General features: G+C 49.8%; 16 protein-coding genes, 1 pseudogene and 1 riboswitch. Of the genes and pseudogenes, 9 read left to right on the plus strand and 8 right to left on the minus strand.

The window, feature by feature from the left end; genetic code table 11:
- Positions 1–630: 630 nt before the first annotated feature.
- From BQ9893_RS03605 to BQ9893_RS22410, 3 genes and pseudogenes are all read right to left on the minus strand, one after another.
- The gene (locus BQ9893_RS03605) at positions 631–831 is read right to left on the minus strand and encodes a hypothetical protein (protein ID WP_244155044.1); all 201 of its coding nucleotides are present in this window, start codon (positions 829–831) and stop codon (positions 631–633) included.
- Between the two features lie 338 nt (positions 832–1,169).
- Positions 1,170–1,742: a hypothetical protein gene (locus tag BQ9893_RS03615; protein WP_167369839.1), complete on the minus strand. Its 573-nt coding sequence runs from the start codon at positions 1,740–1,742 to the stop codon at positions 1,170–1,172.
- A 149-nt stretch (positions 1,743–1,891) separates the two neighbouring features.
- Positions 1,892–2,174, minus strand: a pseudogene (locus BQ9893_RS22410) (ATP-binding protein); the annotation flags it as partial.
- Positions 2,175–2,288: 114 nt separating this feature from the next.
- On the opposite strand from BQ9893_RS22410, the gene BQ9893_RS03625 reads away from it, so the two are divergent.
- From BQ9893_RS03625 to BQ9893_RS03655, 7 genes are all read left to right on the plus strand, one after another.
- Positions 2,289–2,474: a hypothetical protein gene (locus BQ9893_RS03625; protein WP_075964776.1), complete on the plus strand. Its 186-nt coding sequence runs from the start codon at positions 2,289–2,291 to the stop codon at positions 2,472–2,474.
- A gap of 26 nt (positions 2,475–2,500) precedes the next feature.
- A complete protein-coding gene (locus BQ9893_RS03630; protein WP_075964777.1) occupies positions 2,501–3,184 on the plus strand; it encodes a DUF4373 domain-containing protein in 684 nt (227 codons plus the stop codon).
- Positions 3,096–3,713, plus strand: a complete 618-nt coding sequence (locus BQ9893_RS03635; protein WP_244155045.1) for a DUF6633 family protein — start codon at positions 3,096–3,098, stop codon at positions 3,711–3,713. Before BQ9893_RS03630 ends, BQ9893_RS03635 begins: the two co-directional genes overlap by 89 nt.
- Positions 3,706–3,936: a DUF4248 domain-containing protein gene (locus BQ9893_RS03640; RefSeq protein ID WP_075964779.1), complete on the plus strand. Its 231-nt coding sequence runs from the start codon at positions 3,706–3,708 to the stop codon at positions 3,934–3,936. Before BQ9893_RS03635 ends, BQ9893_RS03640 begins: the two co-directional genes overlap by 8 nt.
- Before the next feature lie 181 nt (positions 3,937–4,117).
- The gene (locus BQ9893_RS03645; RefSeq protein ID WP_075964780.1) at positions 4,118–4,528 is read left to right on the plus strand and encodes an N-acetylmuramoyl-L-alanine amidase; all 411 of its coding nucleotides are present in this window, start codon (positions 4,118–4,120) and stop codon (positions 4,526–4,528) included.
- Positions 4,515–4,748, plus strand: coding sequence for a hypothetical protein (locus BQ9893_RS03650; RefSeq protein ID WP_244155046.1), 234 nt, complete (start codon positions 4,515–4,517; stop codon positions 4,746–4,748). Before BQ9893_RS03645 ends, BQ9893_RS03650 begins: the two co-directional genes overlap by 14 nt.
- Positions 4,684–5,217, plus strand: coding sequence for a hypothetical protein (locus BQ9893_RS03655; RefSeq protein WP_244155047.1), 534 nt, complete (start codon positions 4,684–4,686; stop codon positions 5,215–5,217). The genes BQ9893_RS03650 and BQ9893_RS03655 overlap by 65 nt, the downstream gene beginning before the upstream one ends.
- Here the strand turns inward: BQ9893_RS03655 and BQ9893_RS03660 are convergent.
- The 5 genes from BQ9893_RS03660 to aspT all read right to left on the minus strand — a co-directional run bounded on the left by BQ9893_RS03660 (position 5,193) and on the right by aspT (position 13,523).
- Positions 5,193–6,536, minus strand: coding sequence for a citrate/2-methylcitrate synthase (locus BQ9893_RS03660; protein ID WP_075964782.1), 1,344 nt, complete (start codon positions 6,534–6,536; stop codon positions 5,193–5,195). The two genes, BQ9893_RS03655 and BQ9893_RS03660, sit on opposite strands and share 25 nt — an antisense overlap.
- A 57-nt stretch (positions 6,537–6,593) precedes the next feature.
- Complete coding sequence (icd, locus tag BQ9893_RS03665) at positions 6,594–7,853, minus strand: NADP-dependent isocitrate dehydrogenase (protein WP_075965392.1); 1,260 nt, start codon at positions 7,851–7,853, stop codon at positions 6,594–6,596.
- Positions 7,854–7,858: 5 nt separating this feature from the next.
- A complete protein-coding gene (locus BQ9893_RS03670) occupies positions 7,859–10,099 on the minus strand; it encodes an aconitate hydratase (RefSeq protein WP_075964783.1) in 2,241 nt (746 codons plus the stop codon).
- Between the two features lie 12 nt (positions 10,100–10,111).
- Positions 10,112–11,761 (minus strand): bifunctional aspartate transaminase/aspartate 4-decarboxylase, encoded by a 1,650-nt coding sequence (locus BQ9893_RS03675; protein WP_075964784.1) that lies wholly within the window; start codon positions 11,759–11,761, stop codon positions 10,112–10,114.
- A 61-nt stretch (positions 11,762–11,822) separates the two neighbouring features.
- Positions 11,823–13,523 carry an aspartate-alanine antiporter gene (gene aspT / locus BQ9893_RS03680; protein ID WP_075964785.1) on the minus strand — a complete coding sequence of 567 codons (1,701 nt, stop codon included), beginning with the start codon at positions 13,521–13,523 and terminating at the stop codon, positions 11,823–11,825.
- Between the two features lie 117 nt (positions 13,524–13,640).
- A riboswitch (cobalamin riboswitch) is annotated at positions 13,641–13,840 on the plus strand.
- Positions 13,841–14,044: 204 nt separating this feature from the next.
- Here aspT and BQ9893_RS03685 point away from each other — a divergent pair.
- On the plus strand, positions 14,045–14,926 hold the full coding sequence (locus tag BQ9893_RS03685; RefSeq protein WP_244155081.1) for a sirohydrochlorin cobaltochelatase: 882 nt from the start codon (positions 14,045–14,047) through the stop codon (positions 14,924–14,926).
- A 3-nt stretch (positions 14,927–14,929) separates the two neighbouring features.
- Positions 14,930–16,405, plus strand: coding sequence for a PepSY-associated TM helix domain-containing protein (locus BQ9893_RS03690; protein ID WP_075964787.1), 1,476 nt, complete (start codon positions 14,930–14,932; stop codon positions 16,403–16,405).
- Position 16,406 lies beyond the last annotated feature (1 nt).

Here is a 16,406-nt window from a genome sequence, read left to right on the forward strand (position 1 = left end):
TTTATGATTTGGATACAACTAAAATACAAGGTAAAAAACAAGATCAGATATTTACAATCGATCACAATTCAAAAACGCCCCTCAATTAGTTTTATCAATTTTCATCAAAAATATAAAAATATTTATAGATTTACAAATTTTTTATCTACAATCTATCGATTATTTATTATATTTAACACAATACAGTTGTTTCTTATAAGTCGATTGCGCACACTCCTTTTCAAGAATCTCCATCTAAACAAAGAGCGCAGGCCTCTTTTGTGACCTGCGCTCCTTTTCTTGTACTCTTCTCTCCGTATGACGGTTTCCTCTACAATTCGCCGGGGCGTTCTTCTTCGCCTCCGCCGGAATCGTTCGTTTCGGAATTGCTGACGGCGAAAAACGGTGGGGAAATTTTTCCTTATTGTATCATTCTCCCAAATACCCATTGGTCCAAATCGAAACTCTATCGCGTTTATTTTGGTTTTATACCCCATATATTTCAATTTTCCCTATAGGGTAATATTTTTTAACAAACATGTTTTTCGATAATCAGCTATTATCCAGCATAATACAGTAATACAGGCTTCTAAGAGGGGATATTGTATTCTGCTGTAGTTTCGCACTCTTGTATCTGTCCCTCTTTTCAGGTTACAATAATCTTGCATCGGCTTCACAACCGGCAATATAGCTGTCTATGCCAGCTTCAAAGTCTGCACGGAGCTCGTCTATGGTATTTCCTTCGTAAAGAATAAGATCTTTACTCATGACAAGCACCTTACCAAAAAGACAATTGTCAGCTTTGCTATATTCAACTGAACCTTTATATCCTTTGTATTCTAAGTAATCCATAATCGTGTTATTTAATATATCCTTTACTCTTTAAATGTTGATAAACAGTTTTCATCATCCACTCCTTCATTATACTTCCGGGATGGGGTTTATGAATGTCTATATACTCTCCGGTTTGCTCATTCTTAAACCGAACACGGGAGCCAGATGACGCGCCTTTGTTATGTACATCCCGCCATAATCGTAGGGCGGTTACAACACAAGAAAATGCTTTCGTTTGCTGCCGGCGCTGAGTTTTTTGAAAAAATCGAGCTTTTTGACTGATGGATACATAAAAACGACATCATACCATTCTTGGCATCTCTGCCAGAAGGTGATATGATGTCGAGATGCGAAAATTATTTTTTCTTCTTAAATACTCCTTTTACATTTCCTAAAGTGCTCTTTGCGGCATTCTTTACTTTGTCGGCAGCGCTTTGGGGCTCAGCTTCCGGCTGGTCGTCAGAGGCCGGTTCCGAGACAGATGGTGCTGCGTTGCTTACAACCTGTTCCGGTTGGGCAGGATTTCCGGCTAACCCGTTAAAATACTCCTTCAAGCGTTCATCCTCGTTTTTACTGCCCGATGTAGTTCTCACCTTGCCACTTTGTTTTCCATGCGTACTGCTGCTTAGGGTGATTTCTATCGGTTCTTGTGTCTTGGCATCAAGCTGCATTACCACATTGTATATATCCGTTTTGCCATATTCGTTAAGCTCTTTGCTCTTGAGGCTGAACGTCTCCTGGTTTCCTACTTTCTTGTAGTTCTGAATCTCAAAGCAAGGATCTTCATCTCCCGCCTCCATCCAATAGAGTTTCTTGTTTCGTTCTATCACATGTCGTCCGCTACAATCTGTATAGAGTAATTGCACCTGAGCAAACGAAGACATTGCCATTACAGAAAAGGCAACTGTCATAAAGAATTTTGTTTTCATAGCCGTAACTACATTAATTGTTGTCTATTTATCAGAATTAAGTATTTAATAAAGTCTATGCAATATTCTGAAAAAATATTTATTCCTGCAAATTGACGGGCGGTTTTTTTCCTGCAAAGAGTGCTAACCACAGTATACAATATTCTTTAAGAACCTATATCTGCGAATTCTTTGCTTTCCATCATTTGCTGACGGAAATACATTTCCAAAGACAAACCGGAGAAAGTCGGATAATCCTTTTTAACGATATCAGCCAAACGTTCGAAATTCTGTATCTCTATATAATTTTGATACTTGATAAAATACCGGAACCAGAAACGCAGAAACAGATCCGATTGCTGACAGGATAGAAAAATAATTGCCGTATTTTTTCCCGAACTCCTGTACCAGCAAAGCCTGTCCTTCAGTCAGAAAAGAGGAATCGGATTTGATTTTACGCTCGTAAAATTTACGGTGGTAAATTTTTAAATCAATAACAAAGCTACTAATAATTTCGAGAATATAATATCATTCCGTGCCTTGATTATAATTCTAAAACAGCCGTATATGAAATCAACGGGTAAAAAACCTTTGAAATATAGGACTTTTCAACTACTTTTGCCGGCTTGGAACCAGGAAGTCGAACCTTTAATGGAAATTCCGGAGTTCGATTTTTGGTTTACGCTATTACTAAATCCATCAATTCTTTCTCCTCTTTTTCATGTACCGGAAAGTGAACCTACGGGTTTTTAATAACTTAAATAAACAATAACAATAAAATGGCAAGACCCATAAGAAAAGGACTCGGCTATTTCCCGTTGGACACCCATTTCATGGCCGACAGGAAAATACAACGCCTTGCGCAACGATACGGATGCAACGGCATCTGTATCTATATCGCCACCTTGTGCGAGATCTACGGCGGGAACGGATATTATGCCCGCTATGACAGCGATTTCTGTTTCGACATCGGTTTCACGACCGGGCAGGACGAAACGCTTGTGAAAGATGTGATCGAATTCTGTGTGCAACTCCGACTCTTCGACAGCGAATTGATGGAATACCGGCAGATACTTTCGTCCGTCGGTATCCAACAGCGTTTCGAAGAGATCAGCCGGCGGACGGCGGTACGGATCGACACGGATATCAACCTGCTCACTCCTTCCCGGACACTGTCGGCCGACAAGAACGGGACTACTGCGCCTCATACGGAAGTTAATGTTGCAGAAACAACCGTTACTGCTGCAAAAACGAGCGTTCATGAAGACGTCGACAAGGTTACTGCAACGGAAACCAGTGTTTCTGTCGCAAAAACCGCTGTAAATATAAATGGAAATATAAATAAAAACACGACTACAAAAAAAGGTGGATTTTATGGAAATCAATCATCAAACGATTATGGGGAAACAGCCCGGCGGGCAGAAATCCTCCGCATGGCTCAAGAAGCAACAAAAGGTTGCTGACATGTGCAAACGCTACGGGCCGGCCGGCCAGTTCCTGAAACTGTTCACTCCCGACCTGCAGATCGCCACGGCACGCAACGAGGCGCGGGCTTATCTCGGCTCCGCCCCGTCGCTGGAGGTCATTGCCGAAGGCTACGGCTGGCAGACAGCCATCGTCTGGCTCTGCATACAGATCGAGAACCTCAACAACTTCACGGGGGTCAGGGAGAAGATGCCGGTCGCACGACAGAAGGACCTGGCGGCTCTGATATTGGCGGAATATCCGAACCTGAAGGCTTCGGAAATCCTGCTTTTCTTCCACCGTCTCAAATGCGGGCGCTACGGGCGGTTCTACGGAATGGTGGATGCGCTGTTCATCACCTCCTCGCTCCTGCAATTCACGGAGCAGCGGCACACGGAGCTTATCCGTTACAAAGAGGAACAGGCGCGTTTCGAAAAGGAAGCCGCACCTCCTGCCGACACGGGGAAGTACGTGACGCGTGAAGAATATCTCGAACAAAAACGTTTAAAAGAAAAATCAAATGGATAAGGACAGAATCTACGGCCATACAGAATTGGCCATGCTGTATTTCAAGAACATACAGCCAAAATCAGCTTCCACGCAGTTGGCTCGCTGGATCAGACGTGACGAAGAATTGTGGGAAGAACTGTTGTTGGCTGGCTATCGCAAAGGCCAAAAAATATTCACCCCGCTGCAAACCACCATCCTCGTCGACCATCTGGGCGAGCCGGAAACCTGGATTGTCAAATAACAACCGCCTCAGGTAAAGCTTTCCTTCTCTTCGACTTCCCGGATCCTACCCGGGAACGGCTGTTTACGTCGACTTATACCGACAAACAATGACACTCGCCGACAGATACCGATTCCTTATCACGCCTTCCTCCTACTTTCGCTTCCGAGAATTGAAACTTGAAAATTAAAAACTGAAAATCATGAGAAAAATCAATCTGATCGTCTTGCATTGTTCTGCCACGAGGGAGACACAAGACTACACGCCCGAACAGTTGGAACGCGACCACATGGCACGCGGGTTCGTCCGGGCAGGCTACAACTACTATGTCCGCCGCAACGGACAGATTGCCCCCATGCGCCCCCTCGAACAGGTTCCGGCACATGTGAAGGGACACAACCGCAACAGCATCGGAATCTGCTACGAAGGCGGGTTGGACACTGCCGGCAATCCGGAAGACACCCGGACGGAGGAACAGAAAGAATCACTCAAAATCTTGCTGAGACTTCTGAAAATCAGATTTCCGACAAGCCGGATATGCGGACACCGGGATTTAGGGGCGCGCAAAGCTTGTCCTTGTTTTAACGCAGAGGAAGAATATGCGGGATTGTAAGAAAATGCACCACCCGTTCACCTGCCAGCTGGCTGTGGCCATCGCGCTGTCGCTGGCGGGGATCACACTGCTGTTCATGGGGTTCTGGTGCACGCCGGCAGGCGAGATACATAATTCCGTGTTGGTCGGGTTCGGCGAAATATCTACTTTCGCCGGTGCGTTGTTCGGAGTCGACTATACCTACAAATACAAATACGGGAAACAGAATGAAAAAGAATAAAGGGCTTCGATTTGCAGCCGGATACTTGCTGGCAGGGACGATATCGCTCCTGCCGGCCTGCTCGGTGCGGAAACAACAGGAAAAATCGACGTGGCGACAGGTGGAATCTGTCCGCCTGTACACGGACAGCCTCTTCTCGACCCACAAACGCCGGACGGAGAGCGAGCGTGTCCGCCGGTGGGAAATGGTCCGCCTCTCTCCGCCCGACAGCACGGGCAGGCAACATGTGTCGGCCGTCGTCCGCAGCCGTGACGACAGCCGCAGCCGTTCTTTCTCCGAGGACAGCTTGCAGCGGAACATCGCCGGAGCCGCCCGCCAAGAAGAGGACAGCCGGTCGGCCGAAAAGACGGAAAAACAGCAGGCTCCCCTCCTCGTCTGGCAATGGGCCGCCGGACTCGTCGCCGTAATCGCGGCTGTTGCGGGACTGCGCCGGACCAGCCGTTGTCAGCGGTCTGCGATAGGCCGGTAAGGTTGCGCTTCGAGAACGTTCTTATAGGCCGGGCGGATGATACGTTTGCCATCGAAGTTCAACTCTTCGATGCGGTGGGCGGTCCACCCGACGATACGTGCCATGGCGAACAGAGGCGTGTAGATTTCCTGCGGCAATCCGATCATTTCATATACGAAACCGGAATAGAAATCGACATTCGAGGAAACGCGTTTCTTCGTTCCTTTATGTTTGGCGAAACATTCGATGGCCCGCTCTTCGAGCAATTCGAGGAAAGCAAATTCCTCTTCACGCCCTTTTTCTTTCGCCAGGTCGCGTGCCAGTTCTTTCAAGACAACGGCGCGGGGGTCGGAAATCGTATAGACGGCGTGTCCGATGCCGTAGATCAGGCCGGTCTTGTTATAGGCTTCTTTGTTCAGCATCCGCATGAAATAGGTGTCAATCTCGTCCACGTTTTTCCAGTCGGCAATGTTTTCTTTCAGATGATGGAACATATCGACTACCTGGATATTGGCTCCTCCGTGCAGCGGGCCTTTCAGCGAACCGATACCGGCGGCAATGGAAGAATAGGTGTCTGTTCCGGTCGAGCTGGTCACGCGGACGGTAAACGTGGAGTTGTTACCTCCGCCGTGTTCGGCCTGCAAGACAAGCAGCAGATCGAGCGTACGGGCTTCCAGGCCGGTGAAATCTTTTTTCAGCATGTGAAGGAAGTTCTCGGCGATCGAAAGGTTTTCGTGCGGATGGCGGATATGCAACGAGCGGCCTTGCTGGCTGTGCCGGTAAATATTGTAGGCATAGGCGATGATGGTCGGGAAACGGGAGATCAGTTCGATCGACTGGCGCATCAGGTTGTCGCGCGAGGTATCGTCGGGGTTCGGATCGAACGTGTACATTTCGAGTACGCTGCGGGCCAGGATGTTCATGATGTTTTGCCCCTCCAGGTCCAGGATGTTCATCTTCGTCTTCTGTTCGAGCGGCATATTGTCGCAGATCAGCTCCTTGAAGCCTGCCAATTCTTCTTTGTCGGACAGCTTGCCGGACAAAAGCAGGTAGGCTGCCTCTTCGAAGCCGAAACGTTTTTCCTCGATCAGCCCGTGTGCGATGTCTTCCACATCGTAGCCGCGGTAAAACAGCTTTCCGGGGATCGCTTTCAGGCCGCCTTCAGGCAGGCGTTCGTAGCCGACCACGTTACCGACTTTCGTCAGCCCTACCAGCACACCCGTCCCGTCTTCGTTACGAAGCCCGCGCTTCACATTGTACATCGGGAACAGTTCGTTGTCGATCTTGCATGTTTCTTTGGATGCATCGGACAATTTATAAATGATATATTCCTTTTTCATCGTAATAAATTTCAATCGGTTCAATTTTTCTCTTGTCGCAACTTATAGGAACTGTTTCTATAGAACAGCCATGAGATATTCGCCAAACTCTTTAGTGCCGAGAGATTGCCCGTCCGGCATGAAGCGGGCGAGGTCACGGGTGGCTTTCCCTTCTGAGAAGGCGCGTTCGAGTGCAGCGGTTATCAGCCTTCCGGCCTCGTTCCACCCCATATATTCGAGCATCATGACGGAGGAAAGCAAAAGCGAGCAGGGATTCACGATGTTCTTGCCGGCAATGTTGGGTGCCGTCCCATGTGTCGCCTCGAAGATCGCATAGCCGCTGTCGTAGTTGATGTTGGCTCCCGGCGCGATACCGATACCGCCAACCATCGCCGCCAACTGGTCGGAGACATAATCGCCATTGAGATTCAGCGTGGCAATCACCGAATATTCTTCCGGCACAAGGAGGGTGTTCTGAAGGAAGGCGTCGGCAATCACATCTTTGATGACGACCTTTCCGGTAGCTTCGGCATCCAACAGAGCGGTAGCGGCGGCATCCTCTCCTTTTTCCTTTTTGATCTTCTCATACTGGGGCCACGTAAAAGTCTTATCGGGGAATTCGCGTTCGGCCAACGCATATCCCCACAGTTTGAAGCCGCCTTCCGTAAATTTCATGATGTTTCCCTTATGTACCAACGTGACGCTGGGCAGGTGGTTGGCCAGGGCAAATTCGATAGCGGCGCGTACGAGCCGTTCTGTCCCCTCGATCGAAACGGGTTTCACGCCGAAGGAGGAAGTTTCGGGAAAACGCACCTTCGTCACACCCATCTCTTCCGTCATGAATTTGAGGAATTTGCGAGCTTCAGGCGTCCCTTGCTGCCATTCGATGCCGGCATAGATATCTTCTGTATTCTCGCGGAAGATATACATATCGACTTTTTCCGGCTCTTTGATAGGTGTCACAACTCCGCGGAACCAACGTACCGGACGGAGGCAGACATAGAGGTCGAGGGTCTGCCTAAGAGCAACGTTCAATGAACGGATGCCACCGCCGATAGGCGTTGTCAGCGGGCCTTTGATCCCGATCATATATTCGCGGAAAGCTTCCATCGTCTCGTCGGGCAACCAACTGCCGGTCTGCTTGAAGGCTTTTTCACCCGCCAATACTTCCTTCCATTCGATCACTCGCTGGCCGCCATACGCCCTGCCGACCGCTTCACCAACAATGCGCCGGCAAACCGGCGTGATCTCCGCACCGACCCCGTCACCTTCGATAAACGGGATCACTACTTTATCGGGAACATGGAGGTTCCCGTTTTCTTTTGTTATTTTATTCATAATCTTCATTTTTTCAATGCTGATCCCGCCTTAAACCATTTTATCTGCAACTCATTATAGGTATGATTCACGGCGAACGATTCTTCCGTGCCGTCGGCATGGTAAAGGATTGCCGTCAGCGGTTTTCCGGGAGCGAACCCGTTCAGGCCGACGATCGATATCTTGTCTTCTTCGCGTACTTTCTTATAGTCATCCTTATCGGCAAAAGTGAGGGCAAGCATACCTTGTTTTTTCAGGTTCGTTTCATGGATGCGGGCGAAACTCTTGGCAAGGATCACTTTTACATTCAGGAAACGGGGTTCCATGGCAGCATGTTCGCGGGACGATCCCTCGCCATAATTCTCTTCCGCTACGACGATAGATGAAATTCCCTTTGCCTTATACTGTTTGGCGACGGCCGACACAGCCTCATACTCGCCGTTCAGCTGGTTCAGCACGCAGTTTGTCTTACCGTTGAAAGCATTCACGGCTCCCATCAGCATATTGTCCGAAATATTCTCCAAATGGCCGCGAAAACGGAGCCACGGGCCGGCCATCGAGATATGGTCGGTCGTACATTTGCCTTCGGCCTTCAGCAACAGCGGCATTTCGATCAGGTCTTTGCCGTCCCAGGCAGCGAAAGGCTTCAAGGCCTGCAAGCGGTTGGAACCGGGATCGATCGCCACAACGGCGTCCTTACCCGTCGGGGCTATATAACCGTTGTCTTTCACGTCGAAGCCTTTCGGCGGAAAGTCTGTGCCTTCCGGTTCTTTCAGCTTCACATCGCGTCCGTCGGCGGTTTTCAGCGTATCGGTCAGTGGGTTGAAGCAGAGGTCTCCGGCGATGGTCAGCGCCAGCGTCAGTTCCGGGGAAGCGACAAAGGCATACGTGTTCGGGTTGCCGTCTGCACGTTTGGCGAAATTACGGTTAAAGGAGGTGACGATGGAGTTTTTACGCGTATTGTCGTCGGTATGCCGTTTCCATTGCCCGATACACGGACCGCAGGCATTGGCCATAATCGTCGCGCCGATTTTCTCGAAATCTCCGAGGATACCGTCCCGTTCGGCCGTATAGCGTATTTGCTCGGAGCCGGGATTGACAATCAGCGAGGCTGCCACCGGTATCTTGTCTTCGGCTGCCTGGCGGGCGATCGAAGCGGCACGGCTCAGATCCTGGTAGGACGAGTTCGTACAGGAACCGATCAGCCCGACCTCCATCTTACGAGGCCAGCCGTGCTGTTTCACTTTGGCGGCAAATTCGGAAATAGGCGTTGCCGCATCCGGTGTGAACGGGCCGTTGATATGCGGCTCCAGTTCGGACAAATTGATTACGATCACACGGTCGTAGAAAGAATCCGGCTGTGCCCGCACGTCCATATCGGCTTCCAAACAGTCGGAGATGGCTGTCGCCCACTCGGCCACATCGTCGCGTCCTGTAGCACGCAAATAAGCGGCCATGTTCAGATCGAACGGGAAAAGGGAAGTCGTGGCGCCAACCTCGGCTCCCATGTTACAGATAGTTGCTTTGCCTGTCGCGGACAGGGATGCGGCACCGGGACCGAAATATTCGATGATGGCATTCGTTCCTCCCTTCACGGTGAGGATTCCTGCCAGTTTCAGGATCACGTCTTTCGGGGAGGTCCATCCGCTCAGGCTACCAGTCAGTTTTACACCTATCAGTTTCGGCATTTTCAACTCCCATTCCATACCGGCCATCACATCCACGGCGTCGGCACCGCCCACGCCGATAGCGATCATTCCCAAACCGCCCGCATTCGGCGTATGCGAGTCCGTACCGACCATCATGCCGCCGGGAAAAGCGTAGTTCTCAAGCACTACCTGATGGATAATGCCGGCTCCCGGTTTCCAAAAGCCGATACCGTACTTGTCGGAAACGGATTTTAGGAAATCGTAGACCTCGCTGTTGCTCTGCGTAGCCGTTGCGATATCCGTCTTAGCTCCCATATTCGCTTGGATCAGGTGATCGCAGTGCACGGTGGCAGGAACGGCCGATTTGGATTTTCCTGCATTCATGAACTGAAGCAACGCCATCTGCGCGGTCGCATCCTGCATCGCGACACGGTCAGGACGGAAATTCACATAATCTTCACCACGGCGGAAAGGACAGATGTTCGATTCTTCATACAAATGTGCATATAATATTTTTTCAGCCAGGGTCAACGGACGGCCAACCTGTTCGCGGGCTGCATCCACCCGCTTCGGGAAATTAGAATAAAAGCTTCTCAGCATGTCAATGTCGTACACCATATCTATCTTTTTTTATTGGTTAGCAATACCGGCAGATTCTTTCCACTTGTCCGCATAGCTATGCAGGATGGAAGCGATCCCTTTCCCGATACGGACGTAATCTTCTTTTTTCAGATTAGCCAAAGAACAGCGGATGGACCACTCCGGAGCATCGAAACCACCGCCGTTGAGCAACACTAACGATGTTTCCTGTGCCAGGCGGAACACGACATCGACCGGCTCGTAGTTTTCCTGCAGGTAGGCAACGAAATCATCCCCGTAGAACTTCTTTGCCCAGACCAGCATATCTATCTCGCTGTAGTAGCCGGCACGCAACGGATCGTCCAACAAGGTGAAACCGGTGCTTTCCCAAAGCGTATGAAGACGGTCGTGTATGATCTGTTGCATCTTCGTCTTATAGGCATTCTCGCGGTCCAGCAGTGCAAAAGCGGCAAAAAGCGCCATTTGCGTCTGTTGCGGCAGCGAAAGCCCGGCGGTATGGTTCAAGGCAACCTGACGGCTGTCGGCAACCATGCGGTCGATGAAACGGATTTCCTCCGGATGGAGCGAAATGCTGCCATAGCGTTTGTTCAACTGCTCTTTCTGCCCGTCCGGTAGCTCCTTCAACATCCGGTCGTATATATTATCTTCGTGCAGCGCGACAACGGCCAGGCGCCAACCCGTCGCTCCGAAATATTTGGAAAAGGAATAGACGCAGAGGGTGTTCTCCGGCAATTCGGCCATGACCGAACGGAAATGGGGGACGTAAGTCGCATAGACATCATCGGTGATGATCATCAGGTTCGGATTGTCATTGCGCACGATATCCACGATACGTTTCATCAGGCCGTCTGTGAGGCCGTAAGAAGGCGGATTGCTCGGATTGACGATAAAGGCGGCTTTGACTGACGGGTCTTTCAGTACGTCCAGGTCTTTTTCCTTGTACTGCCAGGTATGGTAGCCGTCTTTTGTCATTTTACAGGCATGGATTTCGGTTACATCGAATAAGTAGCGGGCTTGTTCCGGTATCTCTATATAAGGGGTGAATACCGGGGCAAACAGGACGACCTTATCGCCTTTGCCAAGAAGGAAATTTTGCTGCAGGGAGTCGAATATGTAGCACATCGCGGCTGTTCCGCCTTCAGTGGCGAAGAGGTCGAACTTTCCTTTGGGCGGACGGTTGTCACACAATTCCTGCTTCAGGTAGTCTTCGACCAGCACTTCCGTATATTTCAGGATGCGGTCGGGAACGGGATACTGGTCTCCGATGACGCCTTCCGCCCATTCGTGTACGAGGTCGTTCTCATCGACTCCTTTCTCGTTCACCAGGTAATCGTAGGTATCCTTCAGCAGCGCCATGCCGGGAGAGCCGGCGTGTTTCACTAAGAATTGCGTAAAACGGGAGGCGATACGTTTCTTTTCGGGGATACCGGCAAGCCCGATCATCTCTCCTGCATATTCGGAAGTGCGGGCACATTCTTCCAACGCGAACTGGCCGAGCAGGAAAAAGGCTTCGCGGGGTACGGTGCTGATCCAGTTCGGATTGCCACGTCCTGCGTTCAACATGATGTGCGTACTCTTGCGGGCACTCTCGTCCGCAAGGTCTATCAGGATATTTTTCAGTTCGAAGGGACTGATCTCCGACATTTTCTTTTCGTATTCACGAGTGATTTTGTGTTCCATAGAGATATAACTTTATTGATTATAATGAGTATATACAAAAAACAACTTCTCCCAAGGTCTTTCAGGTCATCAAGAGGACGATCACGACACCCCAGATGATCAACAGCGTATTACCAACCGCGTATGTTACCGTGTAGCCCAACGCGGGTGTCTGGCTCTCAACGGCGTCCTCCACTGCGCCTAAAGCTGCGGTGGTCGTACGCGCTCCGGATGTACAGCCCAACGTAATGGCCGGATGGAACTTAAAGACATATCTTCCCAACAGCACACCGACGATCAGCGGGATAGCGGTAGCCAACGCTCCGATAAAGAAAAGGCTGACGCCGACCTCCTTCAACCCGGTGACAAAGCTCGGTCCGGCCGTAATGCCGACTACGGCGATGAACATGTTCAACCCGACGTTATTCAGCACCCAAAGGGAAGGTTCCGGGATTCGTCCGAAAGTCGGATGCTTGGAACGCAACCACCCGAAGACTAATCCGGCGATCAACGCGCCGCCACTCGTACTCAGGCTGATGGGGACACCTCCTAAATGGATAGCCAAAGCCCCCACTACACCGCCGAGGAAGATTCCGAGACCGACGAAAATCATATCTGTCTGGTTCGTCGGGCGGTCGGCATAGCCTAATGTGTTGGCTGCCGCATTCACCTCCAATTTTGTGCCGACCAGCTCCAGTATGTCGCCGGGATCGATCGTCGTGGCAGCCAAAACCGGGATGTTGATGCCGGCACGTTTGATGCTTTTGATGCTGACACCGTGCATAACCGGCAACCTGCGCAATTTGGCGATCGTCATGCCTGCATATTTTCTGCGGGAGATCAATACGGGCAAAGTTTCGGCCGGGAAGTCCAACAGCTCGATATCATTGACTTCGTCGCCGATCCAGTCTTCCTCTCCGACCACAAATTCACGACGGCCGCTGAGCACGACTTCGTTTCCTTCCAGAAGCATCTGGCCGGGCTTCGCGTCCCGGATCACACCATCGATACGGACCCGTTCGACGAAAAGGCGTCTCCCTTGTCCTTCCAAATAATCTTCCAGCTCCTTCACGGTCTTTCCCGCCCCGAACCAGTCGTTGCTGATCTTGTAGGCGCGGAACGTGATCGGACGGGCGGCAGGCATGAAGCCGGGTTGCTCGCTTTCGTCATCCGAACCCATTTTGGCTTCCAGCTCGCGACAGGCTTTCTTGACCGATTCGATTCCGCCCAACAGACGGGGAGCGATATCGCTCATGATCCAGGCGGAACCGGCCGTACCGAAAATATAAGAGACGGCATAGGCAACCGGCATGACGTTGATCATGTCCGTTTTATCTGCTGCCGGTATTCCCAACTGGTTAATCGTATCTTCGGCCACTCCGAGCACAGCGGATATCGTCTGCGAACCCGCCAACAAACCGGCTGCTTCTCCGGCAGAATAGCCCATGATTTTCGCCAGCACAAAGGGGGCCAGCAGACAGAACAGACACATCACGACGGCAAACAACACCTGTGGCAGCCCCTCCTTTTTCAATCCTCGGAAAAATTGCGGACCGACACTATATCCTACGGCAAACAAAAACATCAGAAAAAACACCGATTTCAGCGGGCCTCCGATATCGATATGCAATTGCCCGATTAACACACCGACCAGCAAAACACTGGTTACCGTTCCTAACGTGAACTTCTTAATCTTGAATTTACCGATCCAAAAACCGAAAGCCAACGTGAGAAAGATGGCAAGCTCCGGATAATGCCGGAGCAAATTGGTAAACCATTCCATATATCTATTTTTTTGGCGTTAATAAAATCGATTATGAAACACGGCAAGGGAAAGAGTTGTTGTGTTAAACCAAATGAAAGCAAAGTTAAATTTATAGTTGGCATGTCTAATTTAATGTATATCTTTGCCCCGCTTAGGTGATATAACTGCCATCCGGTAGTTATATAAAAGGGAATCCGGTGGAAATCCGGAACAGTGCCCGCTACTGTAAAGCCATATTGAAGAAGAAAGCAATCTCTATGCCACTATCCGGAAGGATGGGAAGGCCGCTTTCGGACAGGCTAAGTCAGGAAACCTGCCAGGCAAGATAAAAATAACTCTCCCGGGGTCAGGACAGTTATTGACACACATATACAAAAAACGAAACAATCTCTCTCTGAAAAAGATGAAATGTCGGCGAACAGCCTTTACGGGTTGCTTACCTGGACATATATATATATATAATCTGTTTTAATATAAATTTATCACCTATGAACAAAAACAAATGGATTTACTTGCTGGCTTTCCTGTTCTGCATATTCATGCAACCCATACAGGCAGAAGGCAACTTTGTCGAATCGGACCTGTTCGGTTCCATGCAAACGGGAGACAAGGCGGCCTTACTGGTCGTACATTTCGGAACGACACACGACGACACGCGTGCCCTGACCATTGACGCTGTCAACAAAAAAATGACGGAAACTTTTCCCGGCCTCGAAGTCCGTGAAGCCTGGACTTCCCGTATCATCGCGTTCCGCCTGAAAACACGGGACATCTACAAATCGAATCCGGAAGAAGCACTCGCCCGGTTGAAAGCCGACGGATATACACATGTGCTGATCCAGTCGTCCAACATCATCGAAGGGATCGAGATGGAGTCACTACGAAAAGATGTAGCCACACATGAAAAGGATTTCAAGGAAATCCGTATCGGTACTCCTCTTCTTTTCACTCCGGAGGATTATGAAGCCGTCATAGCCGCAATCACGCCTAACGGAATCCGGGACGGCGCCGTCCTATTGGTCGGACACGGAACCTACACACCGACAACGGCACAATACGCCATGATGGATTATATGCTGAAAGCAAAAGGGTTTGACAACTACATAGTCGGAACGATCGAAGGTTACCCCTCTTTTGACGACGCATTGATCCAAATTAAAAAAGGCGGATACAAAAAAGTACAGTTGATGCCTTTCATGTTTGTCGCAGGTGAACATGCCAAAAACGATATCTCCGGCGACTGGAAGGATGAACTCGAAAAACAGGGGTATGAAGTGACGGTGTTCATGGAAGGTCTCGGACAAAACCCGGCAGTCCAGGACATATTCGTGGAACATGCCCGCTTCAGCGCTACCCACAAATACCTGGACATTGTCAAGAAGAAAAAGGATTATGCCGAGGGCAAAGAAAAATACGAATAAAATATGTTCACAAAATTTCTAAGGAATATACACAAGATATTGGGCTTACCGCTCAGTATCTTGTTTTTCCTTTGGTTTGCCTCCGGGATCGTAATGATTTATCATTCTTTTCCACGTGCATCTCAAGAGAAAAGAATAGCCAATCTGCAACCTCTCCCCGATATGCTGCCCAACCTGAACCTCCTATCGGAAACCTTGTCCGATTCGGCTCGTTTACAATCCCTGACCTTGGAGATGTATGCCGGTCGGCCGGTACTGAACCTCAGAGGCAAAAACGTGCCGAACAGGATATATGCAGACTCGCTCGTTCCGATGGAACCATACGATGCAAGAGAGATCGGAATGATTGTCTCTCAATGGTGTACGGCATCTGTCCTACGAGTGGATACTGTCTATAAACCGGACCAGTGGATTCCGTTCGGCAGGCCCGAAAATTTTTTCCCTGTCTACAAATATATCTTCTCCGATGCAGACAAACACGAGTTGTATATCTCCCCCAAAGACGGAAAAGTCCTGCAAATGACCGACAAGAGTGAGCGTTTATGGGCCTGGTTGGGAGCGATCCCGCACTGGGTCTATTTCACCGTGCTCAGGCAGAACCAGCCGGCATGGATCAATTTCGTGAAATGGACTTCCGGTATCGGGACAATCATGTGCTTGGCAGGATTTGTTCTCTCGCTCCGTATCGCCTGGAAGAACAGAAACCGCAGATGGGGAGTCCCGTACCGGAAAAGATGGTATCGTTGGCATCATGTCAGTGGGCTGTTATTCGGGATTTTTGCCGCCACTTTCGCTTTCAGCGGGATGATGTCGCTCATGGATATCCCGGATTGGTTGAAAAAAGCGCCAAAAGAACAACGTCGGGAACATCCTTTCCGAATGTCGGGTGGCAGCAAGCCGATCCTACCGGACAGCTACGTTCTCGATTACCGAAAAGCGGCTCAGGCAGCTACAGATATCAAGCAAATCGAATGGGCAAGCTGGAACGGACACCCGTATTATCGGCTGACAACGGCCGGACAAACGATTAATATCGATGCATCGGACAGTACAGCTACACGCCTCTTTATCCTCACCGAAGAGAGGATCCGCAGCGAAATGCAGAAGATGTACGGAGACAGTATCCGATGGGAAATGGAGCTTATCACGGAGTTTGACAACGATTATTTCTCCCGAAAACGAGAACCGAACTCACTGCCGGTCTACCGTGTGAGTGTGGATGACGACATGCATACCCGCCATTATTTCAACCCACAGACTCTCCGCCAACAACGAACAGACGACGACGGGCGTATACGCCATCTGCTATACCGGGGACTGCATTGTCTGGATTTCAAGTTTTTGACAGACCACATCTGGCTTTGGAACATCGTCATGTATACACTCATGATCGGAGGCACTTTCCTGTCCCTGACCGGAGTGGTACTTACTTTTAAATGGATCATCCGAAATATAAAACATATATTTCACAACAACTAAA

Origin of the sequence: Parabacteroides massiliensis, from assembly GCF_900155425.1 — a bacterium.
GTDB classification, from domain to species: domain Bacteria; phylum Bacteroidota; class Bacteroidia; order Bacteroidales; family Tannerellaceae; genus Parabacteroides; species Parabacteroides massiliensis.

Excerpts from the sequence above, each read along its gene's own strand:
- BQ9893_RS03605 (WP_244155044.1), bottom strand. The coding sequence starts at position 831 with ATGGATTACTTAGAATACAAAGGATATAAAGGTTCAGTTGAATATAGC.
- BQ9893_RS03615 (WP_167369839.1), bottom strand. The coding sequence starts at position 1,742 with ATGAAAACAAAATTCTTTATGACAGTTGCCTTTTCTGTAATGGCAATG.
- BQ9893_RS03625 (WP_075964776.1), top strand. The coding sequence starts at position 2,289 with ATGAAATCAACGGGTAAAAAACCTTTGAAATATAGGACTTTTCAACTA.
- BQ9893_RS03630 (WP_075964777.1), top strand. The coding sequence starts at position 2,501 with ATGGCAAGACCCATAAGAAAAGGACTCGGCTATTTCCCGTTGGACACC.
- BQ9893_RS03635 (WP_244155045.1), top strand. The coding sequence starts at position 3,096 with ATGGAAATCAATCATCAAACGATTATGGGGAAACAGCCCGGCGGGCAG.
- BQ9893_RS03640 (WP_075964779.1), top strand. The coding sequence starts at position 3,706 with ATGGATAAGGACAGAATCTACGGCCATACAGAATTGGCCATGCTGTAT.
- BQ9893_RS03645 (WP_075964780.1), top strand. The coding sequence starts at position 4,118 with ATGAGAAAAATCAATCTGATCGTCTTGCATTGTTCTGCCACGAGGGAG.
- BQ9893_RS03650 (WP_244155046.1), top strand. The coding sequence starts at position 4,515 with ATGCGGGATTGTAAGAAAATGCACCACCCGTTCACCTGCCAGCTGGCT.
- BQ9893_RS03660 (WP_075964782.1), bottom strand. The coding sequence starts at position 6,536 with ATGAAAAAGGAATATATCATTTATAAATTGTCCGATGCATCCAAAGAA.
- icd (WP_075965392.1), bottom strand. The coding sequence starts at position 7,853 with ATGAATAAAATAACAAAAGAAAACGGGAACCTCCATGTTCCCGATAAA.
- BQ9893_RS03670 (WP_075964783.1), bottom strand. The coding sequence starts at position 10,099 with ATGGTGTACGACATTGACATGCTGAGAAGCTTTTATTCTAATTTCCCG.
- BQ9893_RS03675 (WP_075964784.1), bottom strand. The coding sequence starts at position 11,761 with ATGGAACACAAAATCACTCGTGAATACGAAAAGAAAATGTCGGAGATC.
- aspT (WP_075964785.1), bottom strand. The coding sequence starts at position 13,523 with ATGGAATGGTTTACCAATTTGCTCCGGCATTATCCGGAGCTTGCCATC.
- BQ9893_RS03685 (WP_244155081.1), top strand. The coding sequence starts at position 14,045 with ATGCAACCCATACAGGCAGAAGGCAACTTTGTCGAATCGGACCTGTTC.
- BQ9893_RS03690 (WP_075964787.1), top strand. The coding sequence starts at position 14,930 with ATGTTCACAAAATTTCTAAGGAATATACACAAGATATTGGGCTTACCG.